Source organism: Streptomyces sp. Q2, from assembly GCF_056820935.1.
This window is the reverse complement of sequence record NZ_JBXEJE010000004.1, coordinates 144254-159937: the sequence shown is the minus strand read 5'-3', so window position 1 is coordinate 159937 and position 15684 is coordinate 144254. Positions and strand designations below refer to the sequence as shown.

Annotated in this window: 13 protein-coding genes; 5 read left to right on the top strand and 8 right to left on the bottom strand. The window is 71.1% G+C overall.

Annotated features, from left to right (window positions below):
• Positions 1-17: 17 nt before the first annotated feature.
• Entirely contained in the window at positions 18-1058 is a 1041-nt protein-coding gene (locus ACWBNA_RS06555) for a 1-aminocyclopropane-1-carboxylate deaminase (RefSeq protein ID WP_482703253.1), read from the top strand.
• 51 nt (positions 1059-1109) lie between these two features.
• On the opposite strand, the gene ACWBNA_RS06550 is transcribed toward ACWBNA_RS06555, so the two are convergent.
• Positions 1110-2141: a LuxR family transcriptional regulator gene (locus ACWBNA_RS06550; RefSeq protein ID WP_482703251.1), complete on the bottom strand. Its 1032-nt coding sequence runs from the start codon at positions 2139-2141 to the stop codon at positions 1110-1112.
• 233 nt (positions 2142-2374) lie between these two features.
• On the opposite strand from ACWBNA_RS06550, the gene ACWBNA_RS06545 reads away from it, so the two are divergent.
• From ACWBNA_RS06545 to ACWBNA_RS06530, 4 genes are all read left to right on the top strand, one after another.
• Positions 2375-3409 (top strand): FkbO/Hyg5 family chorismatase, encoded by a 1035-nt coding sequence (locus ACWBNA_RS06545; protein WP_482703249.1) that lies wholly within the window; start codon positions 2375-2377, stop codon positions 3407-3409.
• The gene (locus ACWBNA_RS06540; RefSeq protein ID WP_482703247.1) at positions 3406-4953 is read left to right on the top strand and encodes a class I adenylate-forming enzyme family protein; all 1548 of its coding nucleotides are present in this window, start codon (positions 3406-3408) and stop codon (positions 4951-4953) included. Before ACWBNA_RS06545 ends, ACWBNA_RS06540 begins: the two co-directional genes overlap by 4 nt.
• A gap of 97 nt (positions 4954-5050) precedes the next feature.
• On the top strand, positions 5051-5935 hold the full coding sequence (locus ACWBNA_RS06535) for a DMT family transporter (protein WP_482703345.1): 885 nt from the start codon (positions 5051-5053) through the stop codon (positions 5933-5935).
• A gap of 109 nt (positions 5936-6044) precedes the next feature.
• Complete coding sequence (locus tag ACWBNA_RS06530) at positions 6045-6617, top strand: TetR/AcrR family transcriptional regulator (protein ID WP_482703245.1); 573 nt, start codon at positions 6045-6047, stop codon at positions 6615-6617.
• Positions 6618-6664: 47 nt separating this feature from the next.
• Here ACWBNA_RS06530 and ACWBNA_RS06525 read toward each other — a convergent pair whose 3' ends face one another.
• The 7 genes from ACWBNA_RS06525 to ACWBNA_RS06495 form a co-directional block, all read right to left on the bottom strand.
• A complete protein-coding gene (locus tag ACWBNA_RS06525) occupies positions 6665-7882 on the bottom strand; it encodes a TerD family protein (protein ID WP_482703344.1) in 1218 nt (405 codons plus the stop codon).
• A gap of 131 nt (positions 7883-8013) precedes the next feature.
• The gene (locus tag ACWBNA_RS06520; protein WP_482703243.1) at positions 8014-10284 is read right to left on the bottom strand and encodes an N-acetylmuramoyl-L-alanine amidase; all 2271 of its coding nucleotides are present in this window, start codon (positions 10282-10284) and stop codon (positions 8014-8016) included.
• Positions 10285-10425: 141 nt separating this feature from the next.
• Complete coding sequence (locus ACWBNA_RS06515; protein ID WP_482703241.1) at positions 10426-11415, bottom strand: zinc-dependent alcohol dehydrogenase family protein; 990 nt, start codon at positions 11413-11415, stop codon at positions 10426-10428.
• Complete coding sequence (locus tag ACWBNA_RS06510) at positions 11412-12260, bottom strand: carbohydrate ABC transporter permease (RefSeq protein WP_482703239.1); 849 nt, start codon at positions 12258-12260, stop codon at positions 11412-11414. Before ACWBNA_RS06510 ends, ACWBNA_RS06515 begins: the two co-directional genes overlap by 4 nt.
• Entirely contained in the window at positions 12257-13195 is a 939-nt protein-coding gene (locus ACWBNA_RS06505) for a carbohydrate ABC transporter permease (RefSeq protein WP_482703237.1), read from the bottom strand. Before ACWBNA_RS06505 ends, ACWBNA_RS06510 begins: the two co-directional genes overlap by 4 nt.
• Positions 13192-14565 carry an ABC transporter substrate-binding protein gene (locus ACWBNA_RS06500; protein ID WP_482703235.1) on the bottom strand — a complete coding sequence of 458 codons (1374 nt, stop codon included), beginning with the start codon at positions 14563-14565 and terminating at the stop codon, positions 13192-13194. Before ACWBNA_RS06500 ends, ACWBNA_RS06505 begins: the two co-directional genes overlap by 4 nt.
• Before the next feature lie 121 nt (positions 14566-14686).
• On the bottom strand, positions 14687-15457 hold the full coding sequence (locus ACWBNA_RS06495) for a DeoR/GlpR family DNA-binding transcription regulator (RefSeq protein ID WP_482703233.1): 771 nt from the start codon (positions 15455-15457) through the stop codon (positions 14687-14689).
• Between the last annotated feature and the right edge of the window lie 227 nt (positions 15458-15684).

Here is a 15684-nt window from a genome sequence, read left to right as displayed (position 1 = left end):
CAACCCAGGGAGAACCCATGTCCCTTGCCCCGTCCCCTTCCCCGTCTCTTTCCTCGTACGACCGCTACCCCCTCCTCTTCGGCCCGTCCCCCGTCCACCCCCTGGAGCGGCTCACCGCACACCTCGGCGGCGCCTCCCTGTGGGCCAAGCGGGAGGACTGCAACTCCGGTGTCGCCTACGGCGGCAACAAGACGCGCAAGCTGGAGTACCTGGTCGCCGACGCGCTCGCCAAGGGGTGCGACACGCTCGTCTCCATCGGCGGGGTGCAGTCCAACCACACCCGCCAGGTCGCCGCCTGTGCCGCCCGTGCCGGACTCAAGTGCGTGCTGGTGCAGGAGAGTTGGGTGGAGTGGCCCGACTCCGTGTACGACAAGGTCGGCAACATCCTGATCAGCCGGCTCGCCGGAGCCGACGTACGGCTGGTGAAGGCCGGCTTCGGGATCGGGTTCAAGGAGAGCTGGGAGCAGGCGCTCAGGGAGGTCGAGGAGGCCGGCGGCAAGCCGTACGCCATTCCGGCCGGTGCCTCCGACCACCCGTACGGGGGACTGGGATTCGCCGGGTGGGCGTACGAAGTCGCCGAGCAGGAGCGGGAGGCGGACGTCTTCTTCGACACCGTCGTGGTGTGCTCGGTGACAGGGTCCACGCAGGCCGGCATGGTCGCCGGGTTCCGGGCGCTGGAGGAGGCCGGCGGGCGGCCACGGCGGGTGGTCGGCATCGACGCGTCGGCGGCGCCCGTCCGCACCCGGGAACAGATCGCCAGGATCGCCCACAACACCGGCCAACTCATCGGCGTAAAAGCGGAGTTGACGGAAGCGGACGTGGAACTGGACGACCGGTATCACGCCGGCACGTACGGCATCCCTGACGAGAGCACGCTGGACGCGATGCGGCTCGCGGCCCGCACCGAGGGGATGGTCACCGACCCCGTGTACGAAGGGAAGTCGATGGCCGGGATGGTGGACCTGGTGGCGCGCGGCGAGATCGGCCGGGACTCCACCGTCCTCTACGCCCACCTGGGCGGGCAGCCCGCGCTGAACGCGTACAGCGCGCTGTTCTGACGACGCCAAGCCCCTTCCCGCACCGGGGGAAGGGGCTTTCGCGCGCCCGCACTACGCGGCCTGTCGCTCACTGGTCCGCAGCCGTCGGCCGAGCACGTAGCCGGCCTGGAGGCGGGTCCTGGCGCCCAGGGCGTCCATGAGGTCCGCGATGCGCCGCTGGCAGGTACGCAGGGAGATGTCGAGGCGCCGGGCGATCACCTTGTCCTCCACGCCGTTCAGCAGCATGCGCAGAATGGACTCGTCGATCACGGCGGAGGCGGAGCGGGCGCTGTCGTGGTCGTAGCGCCCGTCGAAGGGCCGTGCCTCCCCCCAGGCCCCGGTGAGCGTGTGCCACAGCGTCGCGACCACGGACGGTTCGTGTACGACGCTGAGGCCCGGCCCCCCGTCGACGGGGACCACGGCGACCTCGGCGTCGACGACCAGCAGCCAGGCCGGAGGTGTGGCGACGGTACGCACCTCCCCCGCGTGGGCGTGGAGAGACTGCGCCTGCTCGCGGATCCGTACGTCGAACCGCGCGGCCTCCGGCAGCAGCACCTTCATCAGCTCGGGACGCGTCCCCGCGTACCTCGGCCACGGCCCGAGCCGCGGATCCGCGGTGTCCTCCTCCCAGGGATCCTCGGTGGGCAGGGACAGCAGGATCTCCCGCTTCGCGTCGGCGGTGACCGTGGTGAGGATCCCCCGGGCCGCCTGGGCGTCCTCGACGCGCTGCACGGGGGGCTGTTGCGGCTCGTCCGCGAGGTTGGCCCGGTACAGGGGCATGAGGCTGTGCATCTGCTGCCGCAGCCGCTCCACTTCGTGGGCCCGCTGCCGCAGGGCTTCGTCCTGCACGGCCAGCAACTGCTGGGAGGCGGACAGCGGGTCGACGGCCATATAGGCGTAGGTGCACCCGTGCACAAGGTGCAGAAGCCGTAACCGGACGAGGTCGTCGACAGCCGCTGCGGCCTGCGTCTCGGAGATGCCGAGCTCTCGTGCACACCCCTGGACGTCGACGTACTCGCTCCGCAAGGCGAGCGTGTACACCTGGCTGGCCGGGGTGCCTGCCAGAGGTACGTCCGGCAGTTCCGATATGTGACCGATGGTCATGAGCTGTCTCCCCCTCGTAATCGCGCCTGGCGTAGGTCTGTGGCTGCCCTGCGGGGCGGCTCGTCGTCGATTCTCTCCATGGGACCAACCCCACGCCGAGCAACGAGGCGCTTACTTCTTCGTTCGGCAACACCTCGTCCCGTTCCGCAACACCCGAGCAACACCCGAGCCACACACGTCAGTCGATGCGTCCGGTGCCCACCACGAGGGGCGCGGCAGAGAATGGGAGATTCATGAGCATCCGTCAGCCCGACGGCCGTTCGCGGCGCCTCTGGTCCGACCTGGTGCCGGACGCCGCCCCGCCCAGAACGTCGGAAGCGCCGAGCGGCAACGTCCTGGGGCGGATCAGGTTCGCCGACGCCCCCGCCGAGCCGGCACTCGACGACGGCACCCCGCGCCTGACCACCCACCTGGCCAACGAACACGTCCGCCCGGCCGAGGAGACCTGGCGGACCGACCTCCCGGTGCGAACCGGGCAGGCCGGTGACGCCGTCTTCGCCGAGGACGGCGAGCACCTGTTCTACGCCGCGAGGCTCGGCCCGCTGCCGGTGTACCGGGAGCAGGTGCGTGAACTGTACGAGAACGCCCTGCGGTTCACCTGGGAACGCGGCTACACCGACCTGGCCCGCATGTGGAACCTCATCGGAGGCATCACCAGCCCGAACGCGGAAGGCCTGGAGATATACCGCGACTTCTGCATCGGCCGGGCGGAGGCGTTCGCCACCTTCGAGGAGCAGTTCCCCCAACTGCCCGCCGCCACCGGCATCGGCACCCTCAGCCCCGGTGTCGACCTCTGCTTCCTCGCCACCAAGCCGGGCCGCGCCGTCCACCTGGAGAACCCCCGGCAGACACCCGCCTACAAGTACCCGTCCACGTACGGTCCGAAGTCCCCGAGCTTCGCCCGGGCGACGTATCTGAGAGACGTCCCGGGCCAGGGGCCGGGCCGCCTCTTCGTCTCCGGCACCGCCAGCATCCTGGGCGAGGACACGGTGCACGTGGGCGACGTGGCACAGCAGACGGAGGAGACCCTGCGCAACATCGAGGCACTCGTCGGCAGCGACAACCTGCGGCGGCACGGCGTCGACGGCGCCGGGTACGACGTCAAGGACCTCGACCAGATCAAGGTCTACGTCCGGGACGCCGAGGACGTTCCCGTCGTCCGCGACATCTGCGAGTCGGCGTTCCCACGCGACACCGACATCGAGTACTTCAACGTCGCCGTGTGCCGGTCCGACCTGCTGGTGGAGATCGAGGGAGTGTGCCGATGACCGAGACACTCATCCACAGGCCGGCCGCCCCGGAGCAGTCGGCACCGGCCGACGCCAACCTGACCGTACGGCTGGAGCAACTGGCCCGGCAGCACGGCTGGCTCGCCCGGACCGCGTACCTCCAGGGCACCCACCGCTACTCCTACGGCGAGGTGTACGACCAGGTGCGCCGGACCGCCGGAGCCCTGCGCGGCCGGGGCGTCCGTCGCGGAGACCGTGTGCTGCTCGCGCTGCCCGACAGCGTCGCCTTCGTGGTGACCTTCCTGGCCGTGCTGCGCGTCGGCGCGGTGGCCGTGCCGGTGAACACGTTCTTCCACGCCGACGAACTGCGCTCCAGCGAGGAGATCGCCGAGGCCGTACTCGTCGTCTCCGACGCCTCGCTGAGCGGGGAGTTCCGGGGCCGCACCGTCACCCACAGGGAGCTGACCCAGACCCCCGCCCAGGAAGCGGGGGACGACGCACCGGAGCCGGTGGCGTCCGACGCTCCCGCCTTCGCCGTGTTCACGTCCGGCACCACGGGCAAGCCCCGCCTGTGCTTCCACGACCACGGCGACGCGTTCCACTTCGACCGGGCGATCGGCGGCGTCCTCTCGCTCCGCCAGGGCGAGGTCTGCTACTCCGTGTCGCGGATGTACTTCGCCTACGGCCTCGGCAACTCCCTCCTCCTCCCGCTGCAGCGCGGCGCCGCCGTCGTCCTGACCGCGCAACGGGCGGACGAGGCGACCGCCCTGTCGGTCCTGCGCCGCCACGGCGTCAGCGTCTTCTACGCCCAACCCAGCTTCTACGCGCGGCTGCTGGCCCATCCCGACGCCGCCCTCCTGGGCCGGCTGCGGCTGGCGCTCGTCGCCGGCGAGACACTGCCCCACCCTCTGGAGGACCGGCTGCGCCGCATCCTCGGGCCGCGTCTGCTCAACATCTGCGGCACGAGCGAGATCGGCCACGCCGTCCTGGCCAACGGCCCCGAGGAGATCCACCCCTACAGCCTCGGCCGCATCCTCCCTCCGTACCGCGTGCGGGTGATCGATGAGGCGGGTGAACCCCTGCCCGCCGGCCAGGTCGGACAGCTGCAGATCTCCGGTCCCACCATCGGCCCCGGCGTGACCCGCGGCAGCCTGCCGCCCCGGCGGCTCGGCCCGGACGAGTGGTTCACGACCGGCGACTCGGCCCGCCTGGACGACGACGGTCTCGTGTGGCTGTTCGGGCGCACCGATGACATCGAGATCGTCGCCGGAGCCAACGTCCACCCCACCGAGGTGGAGGATTTGATCAGCGGGATCGCCGGGGTGCGCGAGGTCGCCGTGTGCTCGGTGCGCCGCCCCGGCGGGGTGACGAGCCTGCGGGCCTATGTCGTCGCCGAGCCCGCGGCGGACCACGGCGACCGCCTGGCGAAGACGATCCGCGCCACCGCCGAGGCGGCGCTGACCTGGTACAAGGTGCCCGAGGACGTCGAGTTCGTCGACGCGTTGCCGCGCAACAGCACAGGAAAGATCCTCCGCCGCGTCCTGCGCGGAGGGAACACGGAGGTGCCCGATGGCCCAGAGTGAGACGTCCACCCCTGTCGCCCCGGCGGCCCCTGTCCCGGCGGGCCCGCCCGCCGTCGCGAAGATCCCCGTCTCCGCGACCGTCGCCGCGGTGCTCACCATGGTCCTGTGGGCCTCGGCGTTCGTGGCGATCCGGCACATCGGCGAGAGCGTGCGCCCCGGCCCGCTCGCCCTGGGCCGCCTGCTCGTGGGCGCCGTCCTGCTGCTCGCCCTGGTGGCGGTCCGGCGCGAAGGCCTGCCGGCGCGCGCCGCGTGGCCCGGGATCGCCGGCATGGGCGTCTTCTGGTTCGGGCTGTACATGGTGGCGCTCAACTGGGGTGAGCAGCACACGGACGCCGGAACGGCCGCCCTCCTCGTCGGCAGCGGCCCGCTCCTGGTGGCGCTGCTCGCCGGGTTCCTGCTGAAGGAGGGCTTCCCGCGTCCGCTGCTCGCCGGTCTCGCGGTGGCCTTCGTCGGAGCGGCGCTGGCAGGGGCGTCCAGCGGCGGCGGCGACACCGCCGTCATCGGCGTACTGCTCTGCCTGGCCGCGTCGGCGGGACACGCGGTGGGCGTGATCTTCCAGAAGCCCGCGCTCGGTCATGCCTCGCCGTTGCAGGTCACCGCCTACGCCAGCGCGATCGGTGCCGTCGCCTGCCTGCCCTTCGCGGGCCAGCTCGTCGACGACCTCGGCGACGCCTCGGCCGGGACCTGGGCGGGAGTGCTGTACCTGGGAGTTCTCCCGACCGCGCTGGCCTTCTGGACCTGGTCGTACGCCCTGTCGCACATGCCGGCGGGCCGTCTGGGAGCGGTGACGTACATCGTCCCGGCCATCACCGTGGTGCTGGCCTGGCCCATGCTGGGCGAGTTCCCGTCGGCACTCGCCTTGGCCGGAGGTGCGTTGTGCCTTGCCGGCGTGGGCATTTCGCGGCGCACCCAGCGCAGCACCACCCCTGCGGCCGAGACCCCGGCGGCCGACGCCCCGGAGCCGGCACCGGTGCGGGACTGACACGGCCGGCACGTCGTCGCGAGGGCCTGTCCGGCATGACCGCCGGACGGGCCCTCGTGCGTGCTCGTAAGATGCGGGGAGAGCCCCCGGTTCTGCGAGGAGGTGCTGGATGGCACAGGTCAGACCCATGCGCGCCGATGCCCGTCGCAACTACGAGCGGCTGCTGGAGGTGGCCGCCGAGGCCTTCGCCGAGCACGGAGAGGGCGCGTCGCTCGATGACATCGCCAAGCGGGCGGGGGTCGGATCCGGCACGCTGTACCGGCACTTCCCGACGCGGCAGGCGCTGCTGGAGGCCGCGTACGTCGACCGTGTCGAAGCGATCGCCGCGCGCGCGGACGAGTTCGCCGCGCAACTCCCGCCCGGCGAGGCGCTGGTGGAGTGGCTCAACGAGCTCGGCGCCGGGATGATCCAGGTCCGCGGGCTGAAGGCGCTGCTCGGCTCGGCCGTCACCGACGGCAGCCCGGTCGCGGTCACCCTGTGCGCCGGCGCGATGACCTCGGCGGCGACGCGGCTGGTGGAGGCGGCACAGCGGGAGGGCACCCTGCGGCCGGACGTCGAGCCGATCGAGGTGCTGCGGCTCGCGCACGGGGTGGCCACGGCGTCGGAGCTGGCGGACGGCGAGGGCAGGGCGATCCGGCGGTACCTGGCGCTGCTGACGGAGGGGCTGCGGCCGGGGGCGTGAGGCGGCGGGCGCCCCGACGAGGGGCGCCCCCGAAGCCGTACCGGAAACTACAGCGCCTGGGCGCCCGGCTTCACCATGTTGCGGACCGTGCGGGCCTTCACGAAGTCGCCCATCGCCGTCATCTCCCACTCACCGGAGAACTGCTTGATCAGCTTGGCCATGAGCACGCCGGTCTGCGGCTCGGCGCCGGTGAGGTCGAAGCGGACCAGTTCCTCGCCGCTCGCGGCGTCCAGCAGGCGGCAGTACGCCTTGGCGACCTCGGTGAACTTCTGGCCGGAGAAGGAGTTCACGGTGAAGACCAGGCCCGTGACCTCCTGCGGGAGGCGGCCGAGGTCGACGACGATCACCTCGTCGTCGCCGCCGCCCTCACCGGTGAGGTTGTCGCCGGAGTGCTTGATCGCGCCGCCCACGATGGACAGCTTGCCGAAGTAGCAGCTGTCGATGTGGTTGCGCTGCGGGCCGTAGGCGATGACCGAGGCGTCCAGGTCGATGTCCTTGCCGCGGAACGCCGGTTCCCAGCCGAGGCCCATCTTGACCTGGGACAGCAGCGGCCGGCCGCCCTTGACCAGGGAGACGGTCTGGTTCTTCTGGAGACTGACCCGGCCCTTGTCGAGGTTGATCTTCCCGGCGCCGGGGGCGGCGGCGGGCGGGGCCGGGGGAGCGGCCGGCGGCGGGGGCGTGCTGACGCGTGGGTCCAGCGGCGGGGCCGGCGGGGTCACGGGGGTCTGCATGGCCGGCGCGGGCGGGGCGACCGGCTGGGCCGGTGCGGCGGGCTCCTCGACCGAGACGCCGAAGTCGGTGGCGATGCCGGCCAGGCCGTTGGCGTAGCCCTGGCCGACCGCGCGGGCCTTCCAGGCGCCGTTGCGCAGATAGACCTCGACGATGACCAGGGCGGTCTCGGTGCCGAGCTGCGGGGGCGTGAACGTGGCCAGGACGCTGTTGTCGTCCGCGTTGCGGATGGTGGCCGTCGGCTCGATGCCCTGGAAGGTCTGGCCTGCCGCGTCCGGGCTGGCGGTGACGACGATCTTCTCGATGCCCGGCGGGACGGCGCCGGTGTCCACGACGATCGCGTCCGGGGCCGTACCGCCGCCGGAGCGGTAGGTCACGCCCGGCCCGGTGGGCTGGTTGTAGAAGATGAAGTCGTCGTCGGAGCGCACCTTGCCGTCGGCGGTGAGCAGCAGGCCCGATACGTCGAGCCGCACCGGAGCGGCGACGTCCACCGTCACGCGGGCGGCGGACAGAGGGATGTTCGAGCCGGGGGTCATAGCTGTCATGCCCCCTTGAACGAGCGAGGGTGTTTTACCGTTCCCTTACCCGAGGCCAATCGGGTCGGGTGCCCGTCACCCGGGGGCCGAGCCTGGCGAAGAGGCCGGTCCCCGGGTGACGGATCAGGCACCTACTTGAGGTACACGACGCCGTCCGTGGTGACCGCCGGGCGTCCCGAGGTGCCGACGACCACGATCTTGACGGTGTGCTTGGCGCTGCCGGCCCAGCTCTTGGTCCAGATCGCGTCGCGGTACTTCGTGGTCGCCGACTTCAGGTCGACGGTCGCCGTCTTCGTGCCGTCGACGTAGACGTACGCCTGGCCGGAGGTGGTGGCCCGGGACACCGTCCAGGCGACCGAGCGGCCGGTGAAGGTCCACGTCAGCGAGGCGTTCTTCGAGGAGCTGGCGTACGACTTGCCGCCCAGGTAGCTGGTGGAGGACTTACTCGTCCACGTGCCCGTCTTGACGGCCGAGGTCTCCTGGAGGATGACCGGCGTGCCGGATACGGACGCCGTGGCGGTGTTGTCCGCCTGGTCGGAGGCGGTCATGGACCAGGCGGTCGCCACGCCGGACTTGGCCGTGTGGTTCGCGGCGGTCACCGTCGGGCCGTAGGCCGCGGCGACCGGCGCGGTCAGCCTGACCTGCTTCAGCGCGGCGCTGTCGGTGGCCTTCCAGCTCAGCTTCAGCGGAACGGCCGTGGTGTTCACCGTGCCGGCGCGCAGGGCGAGGTTCGGCTTGGTGGTGAACGAGGGGGCGGTCGTCTCCGCGACGACCGTGGCGGCCGTGGACGTGACGGTCCCGCCCGACTGGTGGGTGGCGCGCACCTGCACCTTGTGGGAGCCCACCGCGAGGGTGGCCTTCGCGGAGGTGGCGCTGCCCGTGGCCGTGGCCGCGCTCTTGCCGTCGACGAGCAGTTCGTACTTCGAGATCAGCGTCGAGGGGGTGGTGGCCGCCCAGCCCACGGTGACGCCGGTCTTCGTGTAGTACGTCGAGCCCGAGACACCGCCGCTGACGGACTTGACCGTCAGGCCGGTGACGGGGCCGGCCGCCCAGCCGCGGATGGTGGGCAGCTTGGCGTAGAGCGAGTCGCCGGGGCACTGCGTGTTGTAGCCGTCACGGTGACCGTGGATGGTCGGGAAGCCCAACTGCGCGCCCTGCGCCCAGGACTTGCGGAAGTAGTTGGTGCCGGCCGCGCCCGCGGTGAGGGTCGTGGTGCCGTTCGGGTCGACGCCGTACTGGCCGAGCTTCCAGGCGGCGATCTTGGCGACCGAGACCATGGCGGCCTGGCTCGGCGCCACGTCCGTGTAGGTGCCGAGGACCGAGATGCCGGTGGTCTCGGAGTTGAAGCCGTAGGCGTGGGCGCCCATGACGGGCCTGTCGACGCCGCCCTTGCGGCCCTCGTAGACGGTGCCGCACTTGTCGACGAGGAAGTTGTAGCCGACGTCTTTCCACTTCAGGCTGTTGACGTGGTACGCGTAGATGCCGCGGACGACGGCCGGGGCCTCGGCGCAGGTGTAGTCGTTGCTCTCGGCGGTGTGATGGACCACCACCGCCTTGATCTTCCCGCCCGGCAGATAGCCGGGTTCCTCGGGGCTGATCGACTCGTCAGCGCCCCAGGCGGCCCGCGAGGTGATCGCGGGGCGGGGTGCGGTGGACGGCGGGGCGGTGGGCGCGGTGGCGGTCGGGGCCGGGGACGTCGACGCCGGCCCGGTCACCGTATCCGTCGGGGTGGGGCTCACCGGAGCCGAGGTCGTGGGAGCCACGGTCGTCGGGGTCGGCGAATCGCCGGGCTCGGTGGTCGTGGTCGCGCTCGCCGTGCTGTCCGAAGGCGTGGCCTCGCTCGGCTCGGCCGTCGCCGTCGGGTCCTCGGTCGGGTCGACGGCGAAGGCCGCCGGTTCCATCCCGCCCTTGGTGGTCTGCCCGGGGTCGATCATGTCCAGCCGCAGCCCGGCGGGGAGCTTGTCGGAGGTACGACCGTCCGCGGTGACCCGTACTTCCACGCCGTCGGAGGGCCCCACCCACGCCGGTTCGGTCCCGCCGCGCCGGGCCGTGCTCTCGCCCTGGCCGCTGTCGCCGTCCAGCCGCAGCCACCGGGACCACTGTCCGCTCCCGGTGGCCCGGGTGCGCGCCTCGATCGTGCCCGTGACCCGGGACGAGGGGTCGGCCCAGGTGATGCCGAGCATGCTGAACGGCTTGGTGTCCTGCTGCTTCAGAGCCGCGCGGGTGCCGCGCTCGGCCGTGGGCAGGGCGACCGTACGGGACTTGGCGGTGACCGGGCCCGGCTTGCCGTCGCTTCCCGTGCTGTCGGCGGACTCGCCGGAGCCTAACTGGAGGACGAGTGCGGCGGAGAGTCCGGCGACGGCCGTGGCGGCCGCACCCCAGAGGTATCGAGGTCTACCCATAGCGGTCTTGTGCCGTCCTTCGTGAAGATGTGAGGCGAACGAGGTCGGTGAGGCATGCCGCGCCCAAAGAGAAAGGGGCGCCGGGAGGGAGACTCCCGACGCCCCTGAAGGGTTGTGCGGCCTCAGCCGCACATCTGTTCCCTACGGCACCACCACGATCTTCCGGCCCACCCCCGCCGCGAACTGCTCCAGCGCCTGCGGGTATTGCTCCAGCGGGATGCGGTCGCTGATGAACACCTCCGGGTCGAGCACGCCGTTCGCGAACAGTTCGGCCGCCCGCTCGAAGCTGTGCAGGACCGCCATCGACCCGGTGATGGTGATCTCCTGGTTGTAGATGCGGTACGGGTCGATCTGCACGCGGGTCGCGTAGTCGGCGACGCCGAACTGCAGGAACGTACCCGCCTTGGCGACCCGCTCCAGTCCGTCCTGGATCGCCGCCGCGTTGCCCGTCGCGTCGACCACGACGTCCCAGCCCTGCGGCCGCTCCAACTCGTCCGCGTTCGCCGCCGATCCGGAGACGCCGAGCCGCCGTGCCGTCTCCAGCCGCGCCGCGTTCAGGTCCACCACGTCCACGCTCGCCGCCCCGGTGCGCTTGGCGAGTTCCAGCATCATCAGGCCCATGGTGCCGGAGCCGTAGATCAGGACGTGGGCGCCGAGGCGGGACCGCAGGACGTCGTAGCCGCGCACTGCGCAGGACAGGGGCTCCACCAGCGCCGCGTCCTCGGTGCGGACGTGCTCGGGCAGCTTCACGCAGTTCGCCACCGGTGCCACGGCGTACCGGGCCGCGCCGCCCGCCGTCGTCACGCCGATCGCGGCCCACCGTTCGCAGAGGTTGTTGTGGCCCGTACGGCAGTACCTGCACTCGTAGCAGTAGAGCGAGGGGTCCACCGCGACCCGGTCGCCCACCGACACCTCCGTGACCTGGGTGCCGACACCGACCACCTCGCCCGCGAACTCGTGCCCGGGCACGATCGGCAGCTTCGGCGCGAACTCGCCCTGCAGGATGTGCAGATCGGTCCCGCACAGCCCGCACGCGGCGACCTCGACGACGACCTCGCGCGGCCCGGGCGTCGGGTCCGGGACCTCGGCGACGACGGCACGGCCCACGGACTCGATGACGGCGGCCTTCATTTGACGGCTCCCAAGGACAGGCCCTGGACCAGTTTGTCCTGGGCGGCGAACCCCGCGGCGAGCACCGGCAGGGAGATGACGAGCGACGCGGCGCACACCTTCGCCAGGAACAGGCCCTGGCTGGTGATGAAGCCGGTCAGGAAGACGGGGGCGGTCTCGGCCACCACGCCGGTCAGCACACGCGCGAACAGCAGCTCGTTCCAGCTGAAGATGAAGCAGATCAACGCGGTCGCGGCGATTCCGGGGAGTGCGATGGGGGCCACCACGCGCGCGAGGATCGTCGGCAGCCGCGCCCCGTCCACCCGTGCCGCCTCGATGATCGCCACCGGGACCTCGGCCAGGAAGGACTGCATCATCCAGACCGCGATCGGCAAGTTCATGGAGGTGTAGAGGATGACGAGAAGCCAGATGTTGTCGAGCATCCCCGTGTTCTTGGCGAACAGGTAGATCGGCAGCAGGCCCGCCACCACCGGGAGCATCTTCGTCGACAGGAAGAAGAACAGGACGTCCGTCCACTTCTTCACCGGGCGGATCGACAGCGCGTACGCCGCCGGGAGGGCCAACAGCAGGACGAACAGCGTGGACGCCACCGACGCCACCACCGAGTTGACCAACGCCGGCCACGGGCTCGCGCCGCCGCCCGTGCCGAAGAACTCGCGGTAGCCGTCCAGGGTCAGGGCTGCGGTGAAGGACGGCGGGTTGGTGGCCGCGTCCTGCTCCGAGTGGAAGGAGGTCAGCGCCATCCACGCTACGGGGAGGAAGAAGACGATGCCGGCCAGCCAGGCCACCAGGCCCAGGCCGGCGCCCTTGCGGCGGACTCGTACGGTCGTGGTCGTGGCACTCATGCGCGCGACACCTCCTCGCGGAACAGCGACGACACCACGCGCAGCGCGAAGGTCGCGATGATGATCGAGCCGATGACCACCAGGACGCCCGCGGCGGAGGCGAGGCCGTTCTCGTGGGCCTGGTAGAAGCTCTGGTAGACGGTGTAGGGGAGGTTGGCGGTGCCCAGGCCGCCGGACGTGATCGTGAAGACCGCGTCGAAGTTCTGGACGATGTAGATCGAGCCGAGCAGCGCGCCCAGTTCGAGGTACCGGCGCAGGTGCGGGAGCGTCAGATGGCGGAAGATCTGCCAGTCGCTCGCGCCGTCCACCCGGGCCGCTTCCATCTGCTGCTGGTCGCGGCTCTGCAGGCCCGCCAGCAGGATCAGCATCATGAACGGCGTCCACTGCCAGACGAGGGAAGCCTCGACCGCGAGCAGCGGGGTCTGGGAGATCCAGTCGGGCTGTGGACCGCCCACATAGTGCAACAGCCCGTTGAACAGGCCGTATTCGGGGTTGTAGAGCACATGCTTCCAGAGCAGGGCCGCCGCCACCGGCACCACCAGGAAGGGCGCGATCAGCAGGGTCCGCACCACGCCCCGGCCCCGGAATCTGCGGTCCAGCAGCAGTGCCAGGGCCAGGCCCAGAACCAGGCTGACCAGGACCACCGTGACCGTCAGCAGGACCGTCGTCCACATCGAGTGGCGCAGGTCGGCGTCGGTGAGCACCTGCTGGTAGTTGTCGAGGCCGGTGAAGTGGCGGGCCTTGGGGTAGAGGGAGTTCCAGTCGAAGAAGGAGATCACCACCGTGGCCACGAACGGGAGCTGGGTCACGGCGATCATGAAGATCAGGGCCGGGAGCAGCGGGCCCCGGGTGGCCCAGGCGCGCAGGCGGTCGGAGGGCCGGCGCACGGTGTGGACAGGAGTGGTGGCTATCGGAGCCGTGGTCGTCGCGGTCATCGTCCCTCGTACTCCTCGGAGATCCGCTCGGCGATCTGCTGGGACTTCTTCAGGGCCGACTCGACGGACTGGCGTCCGGCGATGGCCGCGCTGATCTCCTGGGAGACCCTGGTGCCGAGGTCGGTGAACTCGGGGATGCCGACGAACTGGATGCCGGGCGCGGGGCGCGGCTGCACGCCGGGGTCGTTGGGCTTGGCGCCCTCGATGGCCTGCTTGGTCATCTCCTGGAAGGCGGCGGCCTCCTTGACGTAGGCGGGGTTCGTGTACGTCGAGGCGCGCTTGCCGGCGGGCACGTTGGACCAGCCGATCTGGTCGCCGACCAGCTGCTCGTACTGCTTGCCGGACGCCCAGGAGACGAACTTCCAGGCCTTGTCGGGGTTGCGGGAGGCGTCCTGGATGCCCCAGGCCCAGGTGTAGAGCCAGCCGGCGGACTCGGTCCGCTCGACGGGGGCGGGGGCGTAGCCGAGCTTGCCCTTGACCGGGGAGTTCGACGCCTCCAGGGAACCGGCCGCGGAGGTGGCGTCGTACCACATGGCGACCTTGCTCTGGGTCATGTTGTTGAGGCACTCGGCGAAGCCGGACTGGGCGGCGCCGGACTCGCCGTGCTCGCGGACCAGGTCGACGTAGAACTTCACCGCCTTCTCGAACTCGGGGGAGTCCAGCCGGGCCTTCCAGTCCTTGTCGAACCAGGTGCCGCCGAAGGTGTTCACGACCGTCGTGAGCGGTGCCATCACCTCGCCCCAGCCGGGCAGGCCGCGCAGGCAGATGCCCTTCATGCCCGGCTCGGCCCCGTCCACCTTCGCCGCCAGGTCGGCGACCTGGGTCCAGGTGGGGTGCGCGGGCATGGTCAGGCCCTCCTTCTCGAAGACGTCCTTGCGGTACATCAGGAAGGACGACTCGCCGTAGAAGGGCTGGCCGTAGAGCTTGCCGTCGTCGCCGGTGAGGGACTGGCGCATGGGCCGCAGGACATCCTGTTCGTCGTACGCCGGGTCCTTGGCGACGTAGCCGTTCATCTCGTGCAGCCAGCCGTTGCGGGCGTAGATGGGGATCTCGTAGTTGGACAGGGTGGCGACGTCGTACTGGCCGGCCTGGTTGGCGAAGTCCTGGCTGATCTTGTCGCGGACGTCGTTCTCGGGCAGGACGGTGAAGTTGACCTTGATGCCGGTTTCCTTGGTGAAGTGCCCGGCGGTGAGTTTCTGCAGCTCCACCATCTGCGGGTTGTTGACCATCAGGACATTGATGGAGTTGCCGCCGGAACCGGACCCGCCTGCCCCGACCCAACAGCCGGAGAGCAGCGGGGCGAGCAGCGTCCCTGCGGCGGCCGTGGCGAGCATGGCTCGCGTGGGCCGTCGTCGGCTCTGGGTTCGCATGGATCGCTCCTGGACGTATCGGGAGATAAGGGGCGCGTCGGGGAATGGAGGCACCCTGTAGAGGGGGTGAACTGGCTTGGGAGAGGGGTGAACTGGCGCTGGAGAGAGGTGGGTCGGCTTTTCAGACGCGGATGACCTGTGGTCCCAGCAGCGAGTAGCGATGGGCCTCGGCCGTCGGTAGCAGCGTGCTCGTCACGATCGTCTCCAGTACGCCGACCTCGGCGAACCTGCAGAAGCTGACCGCCCCGAACTTGCTGTGCACGCCCGCGAACACCGTGCGGCGCGCGGCCCGGATCGCCTGCGCCTTGACCTCGCTGACCGCGGGGTCGGGTGTGGTCAGACCGTGCTCGCGGGAGATGCCGTTGGCGCCGATGTAGGCGAGGTCGACGACGAAGCCGGCCAGCATCTTCGTCGTCCAGTGGTCCACGGTGGCGAGGGTGCCGGAGCGGACCCGGCCGCCGAGCAGCAGTACGGAGATGCCGTCGGCCTCGGCCAGTGCGCCCGCGACCGGCAGGGACGCGGTGACCACGGTCAGCGGCCGGTCCCTGGGCAGTGCCTCGGCGATGAGCTGCGGGGTGAAGCCCTCGTCGACGAAGACCGTCTCGGCGTCCCCGAGCAGCTCGGCCGCGGCGGCCGCGATCCGGCGCTTCTCGGGAACGTGGCTGGTGGCACGGAACGCGAGCGTCGTCTCGAAGCCGGCGCTCTCCACCGGATAGGCGCCGCCGTGGGTGCGGCGGACCAGGCCGTGGTCCTCCAGGGCGCGCAGATCCCGTCGTACGGTCTCCTTGGCCACGCCCAGCTCGGCGGCGAGCGCGGTGACGTCGACCGAGCCGGTGGCGCGCGCGGCCCGCACGATCTCCCGTTGACGCTCTTCCGCCGTCCTGATGTGCATGGCCGACACCTGCCTCCGTGCTGCCGCGTTGCCCGTTCGGGCCCTGTTCGGCCCATGGGGGAAGTTCTACAGCCGGTGCGCGGCACTGACCAGGTCTGTCGCGGGCCCGATACTGCCCGGGTGTGCCCGTTCGCCGCGGGCCGCGCCCGTCTCGGACCTGCGCGGCCGGGCGTCGGCGCGTGGGATCGGGCGCCGCGGCTGCCCGAACATGACGGCGGGCGGGCCCG

Coding starts and splice junctions, on each gene's coding strand:
- ACWBNA_RS06500 (WP_482703235.1), bottom strand. CDS start 14,565: ATGCGAACCCAGAGCCGACGACGGCCCACGCGAGCCATGCTCGCCACG.
- ACWBNA_RS06555 (WP_482703253.1), top strand. CDS start 18: ATGTCCCTTGCCCCGTCCCCTTCCCCGTCTCTTTCCTCGTACGACCGC.
- ACWBNA_RS06530 (WP_482703245.1), top strand. CDS start 6,045: ATGGCACAGGTCAGACCCATGCGCGCCGATGCCCGTCGCAACTACGAG.
- ACWBNA_RS06510 (WP_482703239.1), bottom strand. CDS start 12,260: ATGAGTGCCACGACCACGACCGTACGAGTCCGCCGCAAGGGCGCCGGC.
- ACWBNA_RS06550 (WP_482703251.1), bottom strand. CDS start 2,141: ATGACCATCGGTCACATATCGGAACTGCCGGACGTACCTCTGGCAGGC.
- ACWBNA_RS06515 (WP_482703241.1), bottom strand. CDS start 11,415: ATGAAGGCCGCCGTCATCGAGTCCGTGGGCCGTGCCGTCGTCGCCGAG.
- ACWBNA_RS06545 (WP_482703249.1), top strand. CDS start 2,375: ATGAGCATCCGTCAGCCCGACGGCCGTTCGCGGCGCCTCTGGTCCGAC.
- ACWBNA_RS06495 (WP_482703233.1), bottom strand. CDS start 15,457: ATGCACATCAGGACGGCGGAAGAGCGTCAACGGGAGATCGTGCGGGCC.
- ACWBNA_RS06520 (WP_482703243.1), bottom strand. CDS start 10,284: ATGGGTAGACCTCGATACCTCTGGGGTGCGGCCGCCACGGCCGTCGCC.
- ACWBNA_RS06525 (WP_482703344.1), bottom strand. CDS start 7,882: ATGACCCCCGGCTCGAACATCCCTCTGTCCGCCGCCCGCGTGACGGTG.
- ACWBNA_RS06540 (WP_482703247.1), top strand. CDS start 3,406: ATGACCGAGACACTCATCCACAGGCCGGCCGCCCCGGAGCAGTCGGCA.
- ACWBNA_RS06505 (WP_482703237.1), bottom strand. CDS start 13,195: ATGACCGCGACGACCACGGCTCCGATAGCCACCACTCCTGTCCACACC.
- ACWBNA_RS06535 (WP_482703345.1), top strand. CDS start 5,051: ATGGTCCTGTGGGCCTCGGCGTTCGTGGCGATCCGGCACATCGGCGAG.